At 71.9% G+C, this 16,315-nt stretch carries 14 protein-coding genes; 4 read left to right on the forward strand and 10 right to left on the reverse strand.

The features are described from left to right. Positions 1–4 precede the first annotated feature (4 nt). From BM385_RS22425 to BM385_RS22455, 7 genes are all read right to left on the reverse strand, one after another. Complete coding sequence (locus tag BM385_RS22425; protein ID WP_093844195.1) at positions 5–808, reverse strand: ABC transporter ATP-binding protein; 804 nt, start codon at positions 806–808, stop codon at positions 5–7. After that, positions 795–1,709 carry an ABC transporter permease gene (locus BM385_RS22430; RefSeq protein WP_019432679.1) on the reverse strand — a complete coding sequence of 305 codons (915 nt, stop codon included), beginning with the start codon at positions 1,707–1,709 and terminating at the stop codon, positions 795–797. Before BM385_RS22430 ends, BM385_RS22425 begins: the two co-directional genes overlap by 14 nt. 84 nt (positions 1,710–1,793) lie before the next feature. Continuing rightward, entirely contained in the window at positions 1,794–2,639 is an 846-nt protein-coding gene (locus BM385_RS22435) for a glycosyltransferase family 2 protein (protein WP_051131067.1), read from the reverse strand. Between the two features lie 47 nt (positions 2,640–2,686). Further along, a complete protein-coding gene (locus tag BM385_RS22440) occupies positions 2,687–3,472 on the reverse strand; it encodes a CDP-alcohol phosphatidyltransferase family protein (RefSeq protein ID WP_093844196.1) in 786 nt (261 codons plus the stop codon). Further along, the gene (locus BM385_RS22445; protein ID WP_093844197.1) at positions 3,450–4,511 is read right to left on the reverse strand and encodes an iron-containing alcohol dehydrogenase family protein; all 1,062 of its coding nucleotides are present in this window, start codon (positions 4,509–4,511) and stop codon (positions 3,450–3,452) included. Before BM385_RS22445 ends, BM385_RS22440 begins: the two co-directional genes overlap by 23 nt. After that, positions 4,499–5,251 carry a phosphocholine cytidylyltransferase family protein gene (locus BM385_RS22450; protein WP_093844198.1) on the reverse strand — a complete coding sequence of 251 codons (753 nt, stop codon included), beginning with the start codon at positions 5,249–5,251 and terminating at the stop codon, positions 4,499–4,501. Before BM385_RS22450 ends, BM385_RS22445 begins: the two co-directional genes overlap by 13 nt. Continuing rightward, on the reverse strand, positions 5,248–7,089 hold the full coding sequence (locus BM385_RS22455) for a DUF5941 domain-containing protein (RefSeq protein ID WP_026047227.1): 1,842 nt from the start codon (positions 7,087–7,089) through the stop codon (positions 5,248–5,250). Before BM385_RS22455 ends, BM385_RS22450 begins: the two co-directional genes overlap by 4 nt. Positions 7,090–7,298: 209 nt before the next feature. Here BM385_RS22455 and galE point away from each other — a divergent pair, with 209 nt between their 5' ends. The 3 genes from galE (at position 7,299) to idi (ending at position 9,992) form a co-directional block, all read left to right on the forward strand. After that, a complete protein-coding gene (gene galE / locus BM385_RS22460) occupies positions 7,299–8,270 on the forward strand; it encodes a UDP-glucose 4-epimerase GalE (RefSeq protein WP_019432685.1) in 972 nt (323 codons plus the stop codon). A 145-nt stretch (positions 8,271–8,415) separates the two neighbouring features. Next, positions 8,416–9,357, forward strand: coding sequence for a cation diffusion facilitator family transporter (locus BM385_RS22465; protein WP_093844199.1), 942 nt, complete (start codon positions 8,416–8,418; stop codon positions 9,355–9,357). A gap of 101 nt (positions 9,358–9,458) precedes the next feature. Beyond that, positions 9,459–9,992 carry an isopentenyl-diphosphate Delta-isomerase gene (gene idi / locus BM385_RS22470; protein WP_078575882.1) on the forward strand — a complete coding sequence of 178 codons (534 nt, stop codon included), beginning with the start codon at positions 9,459–9,461 and terminating at the stop codon, positions 9,990–9,992. Between the two features lie 9 nt (positions 9,993–10,001). Here the strand turns inward: idi and BM385_RS22475 are convergent, their stop codons facing one another. Beyond that, positions 10,002–10,487 carry an ATP-binding protein gene (locus tag BM385_RS22475; protein ID WP_093844220.1) on the reverse strand — a complete coding sequence of 162 codons (486 nt, stop codon included), beginning with the start codon at positions 10,485–10,487 and terminating at the stop codon, positions 10,002–10,004. 270 nt (positions 10,488–10,757) lie between these two features. On the opposite strand from BM385_RS22475, the gene BM385_RS22480 reads away from it, so the two are divergent. Next, on the forward strand, positions 10,758–12,524 hold the full coding sequence (locus BM385_RS22480) for an ABC transporter ATP-binding protein (RefSeq protein WP_019432689.1): 1,767 nt from the start codon (positions 10,758–10,760) through the stop codon (positions 12,522–12,524). 112 nt (positions 12,525–12,636) lie between these two features. Here BM385_RS22480 and BM385_RS22485 read toward each other — a convergent pair whose 3' ends face one another. Continuing rightward, positions 12,637–13,608, reverse strand: coding sequence for an acyl-ACP desaturase (locus BM385_RS22485; RefSeq protein WP_019432690.1), 972 nt, complete (start codon positions 13,606–13,608; stop codon positions 12,637–12,639). Positions 13,609–13,797: 189 nt separating this feature from the next. After that, positions 13,798–16,251, reverse strand: coding sequence for a Tex family protein (locus tag BM385_RS22490; RefSeq protein ID WP_093844200.1), 2,454 nt, complete (start codon positions 16,249–16,251; stop codon positions 13,798–13,800). Positions 16,252–16,315: the final 64 nt, after the last annotated feature.

The raw sequence follows: 16,315 nt of genomic DNA on the forward strand, positions 1-16,315 counted from the left end.
GGCGTTACTTGCCGGTCTCTTCCTCGTAGGCCTTCATGACCTCTTCGGTGGGACCGTCCATGACGAGTTCGCCCTTCTCCAGCCACAGCACCCGGTCGCAGGTGGACCGGATGGACTTGTTGTTGTGGCTGACGAGGAAGACGGTGCCCGCCTCCTTGCGCAGCTCGCGGATGCGGGCCTCGGAGCGGCGCTGGAACTTCTTGTCACCGGTGGCGAGGGCCTCGTCGATCATCAGGACGTCGTGGTCCTTGGCGGCGGCGATGGAGAACCGCAGCCGGGCGGCCATGCCCGAGGAGTAGGTGCGCATGGGCAGGCTGATGAAGTCGCCCTTGTCGTTGATCCCGGAGAAATCGACGATGCCCTGGTAGCGCTCCTTGATCTGCTCGCGGGACATGCCCATGGCGAGCCCGCCGAGCACGACGTTGCGCTCGCCGGTGAGGTCGTTCATCAGGGCGGCGTTGACACCCAGCAGGGAGGGCTGACCGTCGGTGTACACCTTGCCGCGCTCGGTGGGCAGCAGCCCGGCGATGGCGCGCAGCAGGGTGGACTTGCCGGAGCCGTTGGAGCCGATCAGCCCGATGGCCTCGCCCCGGTAGGCGGTGAAGGTCACGCCGCGCACGGCGTGCACCTCGCGGACCCGGGCGGAGGATTCGCGACGGATGATGCGGCGCAGCGCGGCGGTGGCGTTGCCCTTGCTGCGCCCGCCGTAGACGCGGTAGACGATGTGCACGTCGTCCGCGATGACGGTGGGGACCCGCTCCAGCTCGTCCGCCGGGAGGGGGGATGTCGTCTGCTCAGCCACGGCCATACCGCTCCTCCGCCTTCCAGAAGTACACAAAGCCGCCGATGCCGATCACCAGGGCCCAGCCCAGGGCGTAAGCCCAGGTGAGACCCGGTACGCCACTGTACTGCGGGGTGTCGATCATGGCGTAGCGGATGAGGTCCATGTAGACGGCGGCCGGGTTGGCCTCCAGGACGTCGGCCGCCCACAGCGGCACCGTGTCGTTGTCCTCGATCATGGCGCGCAGCGGGAAGAGCACCCCCGAGGCGTACATCCAGGTGCGCAGCACGAACGGCATCAGCTGGGCCATGTCCGGGGTGTGGCTGCCGAGCCGGGCGAAGATCATGGCCAGGCCGGCGTTGAAGACGAACTGGAGGAGCAGGGCGGGGAAGATCAGCAGCCAGGTCCAGGTCGGGTAGTGCCCGAAGCCGATGGTGATCGCCGCGAGCACGATCATCGAGTAGAGGAGTTGCTGGAGCTGCTGGAGGGAGAAGGCGATCGGAAGGGAGGCCCGGGGGAAGTGCAGTGCGCGGACCATGCCAAGATTGCCCGAGATGGACTTCACGCCCGACATGACCGAACTCTGCGTGAAGGTGAAGACGAAGACACCCGCCACCAGGAACGGAATGTAATCGCCGGTGCTCATGCCGCCACGTGCTTCCAGGATCACGCCGAAGATCAGGAAGTACACCAGGGCGTTCAGCAGGGGCGTGGCCACCTGCCAGAGCTGGCCGAGTTTCGCCTGGCTGTACTGGGCGGCGAGCTTGGCCCGGGAGAAGGCGGTGATGAAATGTCGCCTGGCCCACAGCTGCCGTACGTAGGCGGGCAGGGAGGGCCTGGCGCCGCTGACGGACAGACCGTGTCTGGCCGCCAGTTCTGCCAGCGGAACGGCGCGTGGGGGCGCGCTGGCGCGCGTGGTCTCACTCAACGTTGAAACTTTCGTCCTCGCAGGGCACAGCCGTATGGGTTCCGGGGGTGAGCCGGCCCCTGGATGGTCTCAGACCCGAGCTTGTCAGATGACGGGAGGTCGGCCCAGCCGGGTCAGCCGCCATACCGTACGCCACCGCATCGGGCGGCGGGAGCCCGCGGGGGTGCGCCAGCCCTCGGCGAATCCGCCGAACCATGCCTTGAGCGCGGTCCACGAGGGGCGGCGCAGCAGGGTGAGCAGCATCCAGACCCCGAGGTAGACCGGGATGAGTGGCAGCGGCAGATTGCGCCGGGCCAGCCAGACCCGGTTCCTGGCCACCATCCGGTGGTAGTGCGTGTGCCGGGACGGGGCGGTGGTGGGGTGGTGCATCACCAGGTCGGCGCGGTAGTCGATCTGCCAGCCCGCGTCCAGGGCCCGCCAGGCCAGGTCGGTCTCCTCGTGGGCGTAGAAGAAGTCGTCCGGGAGCCCGCCGACCTGGGCGAAGACCTCGGTGCGCACCGCGTTGGCGCCGCCGAGGAAGGTGGTGACGCGCGAGGAGCGCAGCGGGTCGGAGGCCCGCAGCCGGGGGACGTGGCGCCGCTGGGTGACGCCGGTGTCCGGGTCGGCGATGCGGAAGCTGATGATGCCCAGGCGCGGGTCGGCCGCGAACGCTTCGCGCACCGCCTCGGCGACGCCGGCGTCCGGCAGGTGCCCGTCGTCGTCGAGGAACAGCAGGATGTCCACGTCGCGCCCGCCGGGGCCGAAGGCTTCGATGCCGACGTTGCGCCCGCCGGGGATGCCGAGGTTCTCCGGGAGTTCGACGCTCTCCACGCCCTCGGGCAGTTCCGGGACGGGGGCGCCGTTGCCGACGACCACGGTCCGCACGGCGGCGCCGTCCTGCCGGGCGACCGAGTCGAGGAGGGCGCGCAGTTCGGCGGGCCGGGTGCCCATGGTGATGATCACCGCGCCGACGGTGAGCTGCGCGGTTCCCACGGCGGTCACCGGAGCCTGCTGGAGGCCAGGATGGACACCAGGTGGAGCAGGGTCTGGACGACGGCGATCGCGGCCAGGACGGCCACCCCGAGCCGGGTGAAGAACAGGTCGCCGCGCACCAGGTCGAGGATCGCGACGGCCAGGATGAGCAGCGATGCCTCGACGCCGCCGACCAGCCGGTGGAACTTGAGCGCGGCGGCGGCCTTGCGGGCCAGGGCGAGGCCGGAGGAGCGGGGGGTGGCGGCCTCGTCCTTGACGGCGGGCAGTCCGCTGCGGGCGCGGGCCACGTCCACCAGGTCCGTCTCGGCCTTGATCAGGATGGCGCCGAGGGCGGCGACGGTGCCGATGAAGGCCCACAGCCAGTTGGCGGCCGGGCCCTCGACGGCGAAGACGTCGGCGGCCCGTACCCCGAAGCCGACCAGCAGCGCGGCCTCGGCCAGGTAGTGGCCGACCCGGTCGAGGTAGACGCCGGTGATGGAGGTGGTGGAGCGCCAGCGGGCGACCTCGCCGTCCACGCAGTCCAGCAGCAGGTACAGCTGGATGAGCAGGGCGGCCAGGATCGCCCCGGCGATGCCGGGAACCAGCAGGACGCCGCCGGCGGCGATGCCGGCGAGGACCATGAGGTACGTCAGCTGGTTGGGGGTTATCCGGGTGTTGACCAGGTGCCGGGTCCAGCGCAGCGAGATCTCCCGCATGTACAGGCGCCCGGCCCAGTGCTCCCCGCTGCGCCGGTCCTTGACCCCTGCGGGGTGCACGACCGGGCGGAGTTCAGCTACTGATGGTTTTGACATAGTCGGCGTAACGGTCCCGGATCTCGTCGGTGGTCAGGTCGAGGTGTTCGAGGATGGTGAAGCGGCCCGGCCGGGTCTGCGGAGCGAACTCCACGGCCCGGACGAACTCGTCGGTGCTGAACCCGATCTCGTCGGGGAGGACGGGCAGTCCGTGCCGCCGCAGCACCTCGGCGATCAGCAGGCTCTCCTCGGCGGCGCCGCGCAGGTGCATGGCGAAGGCGGCGCCGAGGCCCACCTGTTCGCCGTGCGGCGCGGACCGGCCGGGATAGAGCAGGTCGAGGGCGTGCGAGATCTCGTGGCAGGCGCCGGAGGAGGGCCGGCTGTGGCCGGCGATCGACATGGCGATGCCGGAGAGCACCAGGCCCTCGGAGAGGACGGTGAGGAAGCCGTCGTCGCCGCAGCCGGCCGGGTGCCGCAGGACGGCCTGCCCGGCCTGCCGGGCCATGGCGGCGGCGAGTCCGTCGATCTGCTCGCCGGTCTCGCGGTGGGCCAGTTCCCAGTCGGCGATGGCGGAGATGTTGGACAGGGCGTCGCCGATGCCGGAGCGTACGAAGCGCACCGGGGCGTCCCGGATGACGTCGAGGTCCACGACGATGGCGATGGGGGTGGGCACCCCGTAGGAGCCGCGTCCCGCGTCGTTGTCGAGCGTGGAGATCGGGGAGCACAGTCCGTCGTGGGCGAGGTTGGTGGCGACCGCCACCATGGGGAGGCCGACCCGGGCGGCGGCGTACTTGGCGGCGTCGATGATCTTGCCGCCGCCGAGTCCGACGACGGCGTCGTAGTGGCCGGCCTTTATGGCGTCGCCCAGCGCCACGGCGGCGTCCAGGGTGCCGCCGGACACCTCGTACCAGTCGGCGCCCGGCAGGTCGGCCTCCAGGCGGGCGCGCAGGGCGGCGCCGGAGCCGCCGCTGATGGCGACCGCGAGCCGTCCGGACGGGGAGACCCGCTGGTCGGCGAGGAGGCCGGCGAGGTTGTCCAGGGCACCGGCCCGGATGTCGACGGAGACGGGCGAGGGGATCAGCCGGGTCAGTAGTGGCATGCGATCTCCCGTCCGCGCGCCAGATCCTCGTGGTTGTCGATCTCGACCCAGCTGACCTCGCCGATGGGCGTGGTGGAGACGGCCAGGCCCCGGTCGGCCAGTTCCTGGTAGCCGTCCTCGTAGTACAGCTGCGGGTCGCGCTCGTAGGTGACGCGCAGGGCGTCGGCGAGGTCGGCGGCGGCCTCCGGCTCGATGAGGGTGACGCCGATGTACTCGCCGGTGGCCTCCTCGGGCGGCATCAGCTTGGTGATGCGGCGCACCGCGCCCGAGGCGTCGGTGACGACCTTCATCTCCTCGTCGGCGAGCTTCTTGACCGTGTCGAGCGCCAGGATGATCCGGCGGCCGTCGCCGCGCGCGGCGAGCAGGGTCTTCTCGACGGAGGCGGGGTGGACGGTGTCGCCGTTGGCGAGGATGACGCCCTCGGCGATGACGTCACGGGCGCACCACAGGGAGTAGGCGTTGTTCCACTCCTCGGCCTTGTCGTTCTCGACGAGGGTGAGCTTGACGCCGTAGCGCCGCTCCAGGGCGGCCCGGCGCTCGACGACGGCTTCCTTGCGGTAGCCGACGACGACGGCGGCGTCGGTGAGGCCGACCTCGGCGAAGTTGGCCAGGGTGAGGTCGAGAACGGATCTGGCCTCGTCCGTGCCGGGCGCGACCACCGGCACCAGGGCCTTGGGGAGGGTGTCGGTGTAGGGGCGAAGACGCCGTCCGGCGCCGGCCGCCAGCACGAGGCCGATCATGCGGGTTCTCCTGTCTCATCGTGTACGGCGGGTGCGGCGGAGGAGATCCAGAAGCGGATACTCTCCGCCAGCACCAGCAGCGCGAGGGCCCCGGCGAGGACCGCGAGCGCGAGGGTGAAGGTGGTGGTGCCGGTGAAGGCGGCGGCTGCCGCGACGACCAGCAGGGTGCGGCCCTCGTGTCCGCCGGCGGCGCGCACCAGGGCGCGTGGGGGTGCTCCTGCGCCGCCGCGCAGCCGGTAGACGGTGTCGTAGTGGTGGTAGGCGACGGCGGCCAGCAGGCCGAAGGCGGCGGGCAGCGCGCCGTCGCTGTCGCTGCGGGCGGCCAGCACGAGGACGGCGCCGTACTCGCCGGCGCGGAACAGCGGCGGCAGCAGCCAGTCCAGCGGGCGGGTGAGGGGGGCGGCGGTGGCCCGGCCGGCGCACAGGGCGTAGAGCGCGGCGGCGCCGAGAGCGGCCCAGCTGCCGGCGACGCCGGGCAGCAGGAGTATGCCGAGCAGGGCGGCGGTGCCGAGCCCGGCCCACAGCGGGGCGGTGAGGGCGCCGGTGCTGCCGGGCAGGGACGGGCGGGCGAGGGCTTCGGCGAGCGGGCCGTTGTCGGTGAGGCCGGCGAGGGCGCGGGCGGCGGCCTCGCCGCCGGTGGCCCGGCGGCGGGAGCGCAGCAGGCGGCCGGCGGTGGTGTAGCAGGCGGCGAAGCCGCCGGCGGCGAGCAGGACGATCAGGGTGATGCGCGGGGTGGTGAGGGCGGTGAGGACGGCGATCAGGGCCCACCGTTCGCCGATGGGCAGCACGATCATCCGTCGGGCCCAGACGGTCCAGCCGATGGTGTCGAGCCGGCCGGAGAGGGCGGCGGCCGGGCTGGAGGCGCTGCCGGAACCGCCGCCGGTGGTGGCGGCGTTGGCCTCGTTGAAGGAGAAGTCGACGATGTGGCGGCAGGTCTGGAGGATCATGGCGGCCAGCGCGAGCGCCCACACGTCCTCGCCGCCGCGGGCCGCGCCGAGGGCGAGTCCGGCGTAGTAGGCGTACTCCTTGGCGCGGTCGAAGGTGGCGTCCAGCCAGGCGCCGAGGGTGGAGTACTTGAGCGCGTAGCGGGCGAGCTGCCCGTCGGTGCAGTCGAGCACGAAGGAGAGCAGCAGCAGCGCGCCGGCGGCGACGAAGCCGCCGCGGGTGCCGGTGGCGGCGCAGCCGGCGGCGATGAGCGCGGTGAACAGCGAGGCGGTGGTGACCTGGTTGGGGGTCAGTCCGCGCCGTGCGCACCAGCGGGCCAGGTAGCGGGAGTAGGGGCTGACGCAGTGGGTGGTGAAGAAGCCGTCGCGGGACTTGACGGCGGAGCGCAGCCGGACGGCTTCCTCGTCGGTGGCGGCGACGGCGGCTTCGGCGGCGGTGCGTTCGGCGTCGGTGCGGGGCACGGCGGCGGTGAGGGTGCCCAGTTCGGGGCGGTGCACGGGGCAGCCGGCCTCGGTGAGCCGTTCGGCGAGGGTGTCGACGAGGATGTCCTGGGCCGCGTCGGTGGCGGCGCCGCCGGTGGTGGCGGGCACCTGGGCCGACGTACGCTCCAGGGCGGCGCCCAGTGCTCCACGGGCGGCGCCGGTGACGGTGAGGGCGCCGGGGACGGCGGCGGCGGCGAAGCGGGGGTCGGTGAGGGCCAGCCGCAGGCTGTGCCGGTGTCCGGTGAAGCGGGGGTCGACGAGGGCGACGCGTTCACCGGGCGGGAGGCCGGCGAGGACGGCGCCGAGCGCGGTGGGGCTGCCGGCCACTGTGACGGTGAATCCCAGGGCGGTCAGGTCGGCTCCGAGCACAGACCCGGGAACGGGCGGACCGGTGAGGATCGCGGTCGACAGCTGAACTCACTCCTTGAGGGGGCAGAACCCGCTTGCGTACGGGCTGCACGAGGGCAGAGATTATCCGATCGCCATCGTGCGGCAAGCATGGCGTCGTGGTCAGGAAACCCCGAGTTCATCCTGGAGGCAAAACCGGCGCCGGTGATGACATTACGCGACGGCGCGGCTACGGTGCGCACGCCGGGTGGCCGACGGTTAGGCTGGCGATCATGACCTGGCTGATCACCGGCGGAGCCGGTTACATCGGGGCGCATGTGGTGCACGCCATGACGGCGGCGGGCGAGCGGGTGGTGGTGCTCGACGACTTCTCCACGGGAGCGGACGACCGGCTGCCGAAGGGGGTGCCGGTGGGCCGGGGTTCGGTGCTGGACCGGTCGCTGCTGGACCGGGTGCTGGCCGATTACGGGGTCACCGGGGTGGTGCACCTGGCGGCGCGCAAGCAGCCCGGGGAGTCGGTCGAGCAGCCGCTGGGTTACTACCGCGACAATGTGTACGGGCTGACGGTGCTGCTGGAGGCGGTGGCGGCGGCCGGGGTCGGGCGGTTCGTGTTCTCGTCGTCGGCGGCGGTGTACGGCACCCCGGATGTGGACCTGGTGACGGAGGACACTCCGTGCGTGCCGGTGAACCCGTACGGGGAGACGAAGCTGGCCGGTGAGTGGCTGGTGCGGGCGGCGGGGCGGGCCCACGGCATCGCGACGGCCTGTCTGCGGTACTTCAACGTGGCCGGGGCGCGGGAGCCGGCGCTGGCGGACACCGGGGAGTTCAACATCATCCCGATGTTCTTCGGGCGGCTGACGCGCGGCGAGCCGCCCTTGATCTTCGGCGACGACTATCCGACGCCGGACGGGACGGGGGTGCGGGACTACGTCCATGTCGCGGATCTGGCCGACGCGCATCTGGCGGCGGCGCGGGCGCTGACGGTTCCGGGCCGGGATCTGACGGTCAACATCGGTACCGGGGTGGGGGCGTCGGTGCGGGAGATCGCCGATCTGGTGGTGGAGGTGACCGGGTTGACGAAGCCGGCGCCGAAGGTGGTGGAGCGGCGGCCGGGTGATCCGGCGCGGGTGGTGGCGTCGGTGGAGCGGGCCCGTGAGCTGCTGGGTTTCTCCGCGACGCACGCGCTGCCGGAGATGGTGTCCTCCGCGTGGCAGGGCTGGCGCTTCCACCATCCGCAGTCGTAGGAGAAAACCGCAGGTCACAGCACATGACAACGGTGTTCACCGTCGCGTTGCGCATACCCCCCTCCCGTAGTTCACTTGGCGCCTGGACGCCGGTACAGCGGTAGCCCGCGGGGCTGCCCCGGGAGTTTTTCGGAGGGTCTGTTCTATGGGCGCGGGGCACAGTCACGGGGGCCCGTCCGGGCACGGTCACGGGCACGGGACGGCGGGGGCCGCGCACCGGGGCCGGCTGCGGATCGCGCTGCTGATCGCGCTGGTGCTGCTGGTCGCCGAGCTGGTGGGGGCCTGGCTGACCGGGTCGCTGGCGCTGCTGGCGGACGCCGGGCACGTGGCGACGGACGCGGTGGGCATCGGCCTCGCGCTGCTGGCCATCCATGTGGCGAACCGGCCCACCAGCGAGCGCCGCACCTTCGGGCTCGCCCGGGTGGAGATCCTGGCGGCGCTGGCGAACTGTGTGCTGCTGCTGGGGGTGGGCGGCTACATCCTGGTCGAGGCGGTGCACCGGCTGCGGGAGCCGGCCGAGGTGCCGGGCGGGCTGACGATCGTCTTCGGTGTGGTGGGCCTGCTGCTGAACCTGGTGTCGCTCTCGCTGCTGATGCACGGGCAGCGGGAGTCGCTGAACGTGCGCGGCGCGTTCCTGGAGGTGCTGGCGGACACGCTGGGTTCGGTCGCGGTGGTGATCGCGGCGCTGGTGATCCTCACCACCGGCTGGCAGCGGGCGGACACGGTGGCCTCGCTGGCCATCGCGCTGATGATCGTGCCCAGGACGGTACGGCTGGCCAGGGAGGCGCTGGAGGTGCTGCTGGAGGCGGCGCCGCGGGATGTGGACATCGCGGCGGTGCGGCGGCACATCACGGATCTGCCGGGGGTGACGGATGTGCACGATCTGCATGTGTGGACGATCACCTCGGGCCTGCCGGTGCTGTCGGCGCACGTGGTGGTGGAGCAGGAGACGCTGGACGCGGTGGGGCACGAGCGGATGCTGCACGAGCTCCAGGGGTGCCTGGGTGAGCACTTCGCCGTGGAGCACTGCACGTTCCAGCTGGAACCGCACGGGCATGCGGCTCACGAGCCCCGTCTGTGCCACTGATTCCGGGCGCCGTGGCCGCCCGGGATAACCTCGCAGACGTACGCGATGAGCCCGACAAGGTGGCCGTGCCCGACAGCGAGGACGTAGTGGTGGATCCGATCATGCTGGAGCTGGTCGACGAGGCGGGCCGGACCGTCGGTACGGCCGAGAAGCTCGCCGCCCATCAGCCGCCGGGGCAGTTGCACCGGGCGTTCTCGGTGTTCCTCTTCGATCCGCGGGGGCGGCTGCTGCTCCAGCGCCGGGCGCTGGGGAAGTACCACTCCCCCGGTGTGTGGTCCAACACCTGCTGCGGCCATCCGCTGCCCGGGGAGCCGCCGTTCGTCGCGGCGGCCCGGCGCACGGCGGAGGAGCTGGGGGTGGCGCCGGCGCTGCTGCGGGAGGCGGGCACGGTGCGCTACAACCATCCCGACCCGCTGTCGGGTCTGGTGGAGCAGGAGTTCAACCACCTGTTCGCCGGGGTGGTGGAGCAGGAGGTGCGGCCCGATCCGGCAGAGGTGGCGGAGACGGCCCTGGTGACGCCGCAGGAGCTGGCGCAGCGGCATGAGCGGCTGCCGTTCTCGGCGTGGTTCATGACGGTGCTGGACGCGGCGCGTCCGGCGATCCGGGAGGTCACGGGGCCGGCAGCGGGCTGGTGAGCGGCGGGGTCAGTGGCGGTCGCAGGGCAGTTCGGCCCAGACGATCTTTCCGCCGGCGGCGGTGGAGTCGACGCCGCAGCGGCCACCGGCCTCCCGTGTGACGATCTTCACCAGCAGGAGTCCGCGTCCGCTGGTGTGCTCGGCCCCGGTTTCGAGGGCTTTGGGCCGGTACGGGTGGCCGTCCTCCACCGCGACGCGCACCCGCCCGGGGGCGAGGGTGACCTCGACGCCGATCTGCGGGGTGAGCAGGACGGCGTGCCGTACCGCGTTGGTGACCAGTTCGGACACGATCAGCAGCAGGGAGCCGAGCCGGTCGGGGCTCACCGGGGCCTGCCGGCGGTGCAGCAGGTCGCGTACGGCGTGCCTGACCAGTGGTACGGAGGCGTCCACCGGGGCGGCGGTGAGGCGCCAGGTACCCGGAACACCTGGCGCGGCGGGGGCGGTGGGGTGCGGCGGCGCACCTGATCGGCTGTCCACCCTTCTGAGTGTTGGCATGTGCCAGGGCGGCATGACCGGATGACCGCAATTCATAGGGTTTCCTGCTCAGTTTGACCGCTTCTCTTCAGCTGAGATTGCTTTATGACAAAACCACTCCGTCACCCGACCAGCCGGGCGCATCGTTGCGCAAAGACCCCAATGAAATACCCCAAAACACCAGCAAAGTGACCAAGAGCGCTTGCCATCACAATTTCGGCGACTGTTCGACGCTCAAGGAGGGCAAGGTCCCCGCGACCCATTCCCCCTGGCTTTTGGAGGGCTGCTTACATGGCTCTGCCGCAAGGCCCCCTGGAGCACCGTTATCGGGGAGAGCACCCCGTACGGACCCTCGCCTATCTGTTCCGCGACGACCGGGTCCGGCTGCTGGTCGCCGTGCTCGCGTTCGGCGTCAAGCACTCACCGGTCTGGCTGCTGCCGCTGGTCACCGCGAACATCATCGACATCGTGGTGGAGCAGCGCCCGATCTCCGATCTGGCCACCAACATCGCCGTCCTGACCGTGGTCCTGGCCCTCAACTATCCGATGCACCTGCTGTACATCCGCTGCCTGTACGGCAGCGTCCGGCGCACCGGGACCCGGCTGCGCTCCGCCCTGTGCCGGCGCATGCAGGAACTGTCCATCGGCTACCACTCCCGGGTGAGCGCCAGCGCCCTGCAGACCAAGGTCATCCGCGACGTGGAGAACATCGAGACCTCCGTCCAGCAGAGTTCGGACAACGGTCTCAACGCCATCATGACGCTGGCGGGCGGACTCGCCGTCATCGGGCTGCGGGTGCCGGCCGCGCTGCCCGCCTTCCTCATCGTCGTACCGGCCGCCGCGCTGCTGGTACGCCGGCTCCGCTCCCGGCTGCGCAGCCACAACGAGCAGTTCCGCCGCGAGGTGGAACAACTCTCCTCCCGGGTCGGTGAGATGACCTCACTGATCCCGGTCACCCGGGCGCACGGCCTGGAGCGCACGGCGGTGGCCCGGGTGGACGGCTCACTGCGCCAGGTGCTCACCGCCGGGCTCCGGCTGGACATGCTCAACGGCCACTTCGGCGCGCTGGCCTGGATCCTGCTCCAGGCGCTCGGCATCGGCTGTCTGGCGATGGCGGCGCTGGTCGCGTACTACGCCTGGCTGCCGATCTCGGCGGGCGACGTGGTGATGCTCAGCACCTTCTTCACCACCCTCACCGCCTCCATGACGGTGCTGATGGGCCTGGCCCCGATCATCACCAAGGGACTCGAATCGGTGCGCTCGCTCGGCGAGGTGCTCCAGGACCCCGACCTGGAGGTCAACGACGGCAAGGAGCAGGTCGCCGGCGTCGGCGGCCGGATCGCCTTCGAGCGGGTGGGCTTCCGCTACGACACGGAGGGGCAGGCCGCGGTCACCGGCTTCAACCTGTCCGTGGCACCGGGCGAGACCATCGCACTGGTGGGCGCCTCCGGAGCGGGCAAGTCCACCATCCTCAATCTGCTGATCGGCTTCATCCGGCCGGTCTCCGGACGCATCATGCTGGACGGCCGGGACATGGCGACCCTGGATCTGCGCAGCTACCGGCGTTTCCTGTCGGTGGTGCCGCAGGAGTCGGTGCTCTTCGAGGGCACCATCCGGGAGAACGTCGGCTACGGGCTTGACCCGGTCGACGACGAGCGGGTGCGCCGGGCGCTGCGGGACGCCAACGCGCTGGAGTTCGTGGACCGGCTGCCCGGCGGTCTGGACACCGTCGTCGGCGAGCGCGGCGCGCGGCTCTCCGGCGGCCAGCGGCAGCGGCTGGCGATCGCCAGGGCGCTGATCCGCGATCCGCGCATCCTGGTGCTCGACGAGGCCACCTCCGCCCTGGACACCCGCTCCGAGGCGCTGGTGCAGGAGGCCATGGCGCGGCTGATGCGCGGGCGCACCGTCTTCGTGGTGGCCCACCGGCTGTCCACCATCCGCGGTGCGGACCGGATCGTGGTGATGGACCGGGGCAAGGTGCTGGAGATCGGCGGCCACGACGAACTCATGCGCCGTGGCGGGGCGTACGCGCGGCTGCAGAAGAACCAGCTCGGCTGAGTGGCGGACCGGCCGGGGCGGTGGAGGCACCGCCCCGGCCGCCGCATGTGCGGCCCCGGCGTTCCCCCTGGCGCTGCTCGATCCCCACCCCCGAGGGCCGGCCCGCCGCGTGTCAGTTCTCGCGGCGGGCGGCCTGGCGGGCGAGCCGGGCGGCGAGGCGCTCGTCGAACTTGCGGGCCTCGCTGTCCAGGCCGTTCATGAACATACCGATCTCCTCCTGGGCGCGCTGTCCCTCCGGGCCGAGCCCGGGCACGTCCATGACCTTGAGGAAGCGCAGCACCGGCTGGAGCACGTCGTCGTGGTGGATGCGCATGTTGTAGATGCCGCCGAGCGCCATCCGGGCGGCGGCGCGCTCGAAGCCGGGGATCCCGTGGCCGGGCATCCGGAAGTTGACCACCACGTCGCGGACCGCGCACATGGTGCGGTCCGGCGCCAGCTCGAAGGCGGCCCGCAGCAGGTTGCGGTAGAAGACCATGTGCAGGTTCTCGTCGGTGGCGATCCTGGCCAGCATCCGGTCGCACACCGGGTCGCCGGAGTGGTGGCCGGTGTTGCGGTGCGAGATGCGGGTGGCCAGCTCCTGGAAGGCGACATAGGACACCGAGTGGAGCATCGAGTCGGGGTGGTCGAACTCGAAGCCCTCGGACATGTGCCGCATCCGGAAGTTCTCCAGCTCCACCGGGTCCACGGCGCGGGTGGTCAGGAGGTAGTCGCGCATCACGATGCCGTGCCGGCCCTCCTCGGCGGTCCAGCGGTGCACCCAGGTGCCCCAGGCGCCGTCGCGGCCGAACAAGGTCGCTATCTCGTGGTGGTAGCTGGGGAGGTTGTCCTCGGTGAGCAGGTTGACCACCAGGGCAATGCGCCCGACGTCGGTGACCTTCGACTGCTCGGGGGCCCACGGCTCGCCGCCCAGCGGGCCGTCGAAGTTCCGGCCCTCGCTCCAGGGCACGTACTCGTGGGGCATCCAGTCCTTGGCCACCGCGAGATGGCGGTTGAGCTCCTTCTCGACGACTTCCTCCAGGGCGAACAGCAGGCGGGCGTCGGTCCACGTGTCCTTGACGGAGGTGTGGTCGGGGCTCAGCGTCACAGGGGCTCCAGAGCGGCGAAATCACAGGGGTACCTACGAGACCGTAGGTTACGGCACCGTAAGTTATTCTCCTCCGCTCTGACAAGCTCGGTTACCAGACGTGCCTATCGGGTGACTTATCGACGAAAAGGGGCGAGGGCCCGGGGGATGCCCCGGGCCCTCGCCCTGTGCGGCGCCGTCGCGCGGCGGTCAGCGTCCGCGGCCGGCCCGGCCGGAACCGCCGCCGGAACCGTTGCCGCCGCCGAGCAGCCCGGCCCGGCGCAGCGCGTCGGCCATGGCACCGTTCGCGGGCTGCCGGCCAGCGCGCTCGTCCCGGGCCGGACGGCCGCCGCCGCCCTGGCGCCCGCCGCGCTGGTCGCCCTGACCGCCGCGCCGGTCCCGCTGGCGCGGCGCGCCGCCCCGGTCCCGCTCGCCGCGCTCGCCCCGGGCGCCACCGGCCGGCCGCTCCTCGTCCAGCCGCAGGGTGAGCGAGATCCGCTGCCGCTTCACGTCCACGTCCAGCACCTTCACCCGGACGATGTCCCCGGGCTTGACCACCTCGCGCGGATCGGAGACGAACTTGGCGGACATCGCCGAGACATGCACCAGGCCGTCCTGGTGCACGCCGATGTCGACGAAGGCGCCGAAGGCGGCGACGTTGGAGACCACGCCCTCCAGGAGCATCCCCGGCTCCAGGTCGCCGATCTTCTCCACGCCCTCCTTGAAGCGGGCGGCCCGGAACTCCGGGCGCGGGTCACGGCCCGGCTTCTCCAACTCGCCGATGATGTCGGTGACGGTGGGGAGGCCGAAGGTGTCGTCCACGTAGTCGGCGGGCTTCAGCGCGCGCAGCGCGGCGCTGTCGCCGATCAGCGCGGTGACCTCCTTGCCGGTCTCGCGCACGATGCGCCGCACCACCGGGTACGCCTCGGGGTGCACCGCCGAGGCGTCCAGCGGGTCGGCGGCGCCGGGGATGCGCAGGAAGCCCGCGCACTGCTCGAACGCCTTGGGGCCCAGCCGGGGCACGTCCTTGAGCGCCCGGCGGCTGTGGAAGGGGCCGTTGCTGTCGCGGTGCGCGACGATCAGTTTGGCCAGGCTCCCGGAGATGCCGGAGACGCGGGAGAGCAGCGGCACCGAGGCGGTGTTGACGTCCACCCCGACCCCGTTCACGCAGTCCTCGACCACGGCGTCCAGCGAGCGGGAGAGCTTCACCTCGGACAGGTCGTGCTGGTACTGGCCGACGCCGATGGAGCGCGGGTCGATCTTCACCAGTTCGGCCAGCGGGTCCTGGAGCCGGCGGGCGATGGAGACGGCGCCGCGCAGCGACACGTCCAGGTCCGGCAGTTCCTCGCCGGCGTAGGCGGAGGCGGAGTAGACCGAGGCGCCGGCCTCGGAGACCACCATCTTGGTGGGCTGCTTCCCCGGGGCGAGGGCTGCGATCAGCTCGGCGGCGAGCTTGTCGGTCTCGCGCGAGGCGGTGCCGTTGCCGATGGCGATGAGTTCCACGCCGTGCTCGGTGACCAGGGCGCCGAGCCGGGCCAGCGCCCCGCTCCAGTCGCGGCGCGGGGCGTGCGGGTAGACGGTGTCGGTGGCGGCGACCTTGCCCGTGGCGTCCACGACGGCGACCTTCACGCCGGTGCGCAGCCCCGGGTCCAGGCCCATGGTGGGGCGGGTGCCGGCCGGGGCGGCGAGCAGCAGGTCGCGCAGGTTGGCGGCGAAGACGTCGACCGCCTCGTCCTCGGCGGCGGTGCGCAGCCGGGTGCGCAGATCGATGCCGAGGTGCACCAGGATGCGGGTGCGCCAGGCCCAGCGCACGGTCTCGGTGAGCCAGGCATCGGCCGGGCGGCCCCGGTCGCTGATGCCGAACCGGTGCGCGATGGCCCGCTCGTAGCCGCTGGGGCCCTCGGGGGTCTCGCCGGCGTCGGCGGGCTCCGGGTCCAGGGTGAGGTCGAGGATCTCCTCCTTCTCCCCGCGCAGCATGGCCAGGATCCGGTGGGAGGGCAGCTTGGTGAACGGCTCGGCGAAGTCGAAGTAGTCGGCGAACTTGGCGCCGGCCTCCTCCTTGCCCTCGCGGACCCGGGCGGCCAGCCGGCCGGTGGTCCACATCTTCTCGCGCAGGTCGCCGAGGAGGTCGGCGTCCTCGCCGAAGCGCTCGGTGAGGATGGCCCGGGCGCCGGTGAGGGCAGCGGCGGCGTCCGGGACGCCCTTGGCCTCGTCGGTGAACGCCGCGGCGGCGGCCTGCGGATCGACGGTCGGGTCGGCGAGCAGGCCGTCGGCCAGCGGCTCCAGACCGGCCTCGCGGGCGATCTGGGCCTTGGTGCGGCGCTTGGGCTTGTAGGGGAGGTAGATGTCCTCCAGCCTGGCCTTGGTCTCGGCGGCGTTGATCCGCTGTTCCAGGGCCTCGTCCAGCTTGCCCTGGCTCCTGATGGACTCCAGGACGGCCGTGCGGCGCTCCTGGAGCTCACGCAGATAGCGCAGCCGCTCCTCCAGGGCGCGCAGCTGGGCGTCGTCCAGCATGCCGGTGGCCTCTTTGCGGTAGCGGGCGATGAACGGCACGGTGGAGCCGCCGTCCAGCAGCCCCACGGCGGCCGTCACCTGCCCCTCGCGCACGCCGAGTTCCTCGGCGATCCGGCTCTCGATGGACCTGCCCGCTGCCGACTGTGTCACGTCTCATGCTCCGCTTCCCCGGCGCGCTCTGCGCCGCGCTGTGCATTGTGACAGGCGGCACCGA

The sequence above is a fragment of the Streptomyces harbinensis genome (assembly GCF_900116145.1).
GTDB classification, from domain to species: domain Bacteria; phylum Actinomycetota; class Actinomycetes; order Streptomycetales; family Streptomycetaceae; genus Streptomyces; species Streptomyces carpaticus.

What these genes read in the sequence shown, in the direction of transcription:
- BM385_RS22480 (WP_019432689.1), top strand. Translation starts at nt 10,758, where the DNA reads ATGGCTCTGCCGCAAGGCCCCCTGGAGCACCGTTATCGGGGAGAGCAC.
- BM385_RS22465 (WP_093844199.1), top strand. Translation starts at nt 8,416, where the DNA reads ATGGGCGCGGGGCACAGTCACGGGGGCCCGTCCGGGCACGGTCACGGG.
- idi (WP_078575882.1), top strand. Translation starts at nt 9,459, where the DNA reads ATGCTGGAGCTGGTCGACGAGGCGGGCCGGACCGTCGGTACGGCCGAG.
- galE (WP_019432685.1), top strand. Translation starts at nt 7,299, where the DNA reads ATGACCTGGCTGATCACCGGCGGAGCCGGTTACATCGGGGCGCATGTG.
- BM385_RS22445 (WP_093844197.1), bottom strand. Translation starts at nt 4,511, where the DNA reads ATGCCACTACTGACCCGGCTGATCCCCTCGCCCGTCTCCGTCGACATC.
- BM385_RS22435 (WP_051131067.1), bottom strand. Translation starts at nt 2,639, where the DNA reads ATGGGCACCCGGCCCGCCGAACTGCGCGCCCTCCTCGACTCGGTCGCC.
- BM385_RS22475 (WP_093844220.1), bottom strand. Translation starts at nt 10,487, where the DNA reads ATGCCAACACTCAGAAGGGTGGACAGCCGATCAGGTGCGCCGCCGCAC.
- BM385_RS22440 (WP_093844196.1), bottom strand. Translation starts at nt 3,472, where the DNA reads ATGTCAAAACCATCAGTAGCTGAACTCCGCCCGGTCGTGCACCCCGCA.
- BM385_RS22450 (WP_093844198.1), bottom strand. Translation starts at nt 5,251, where the DNA reads ATGATCGGCCTCGTGCTGGCGGCCGGCGCCGGACGGCGTCTTCGCCCC.
- BM385_RS22425 (WP_093844195.1), bottom strand. Translation starts at nt 808, where the DNA reads ATGGCCGTGGCTGAGCAGACGACATCCCCCCTCCCGGCGGACGAGCTG.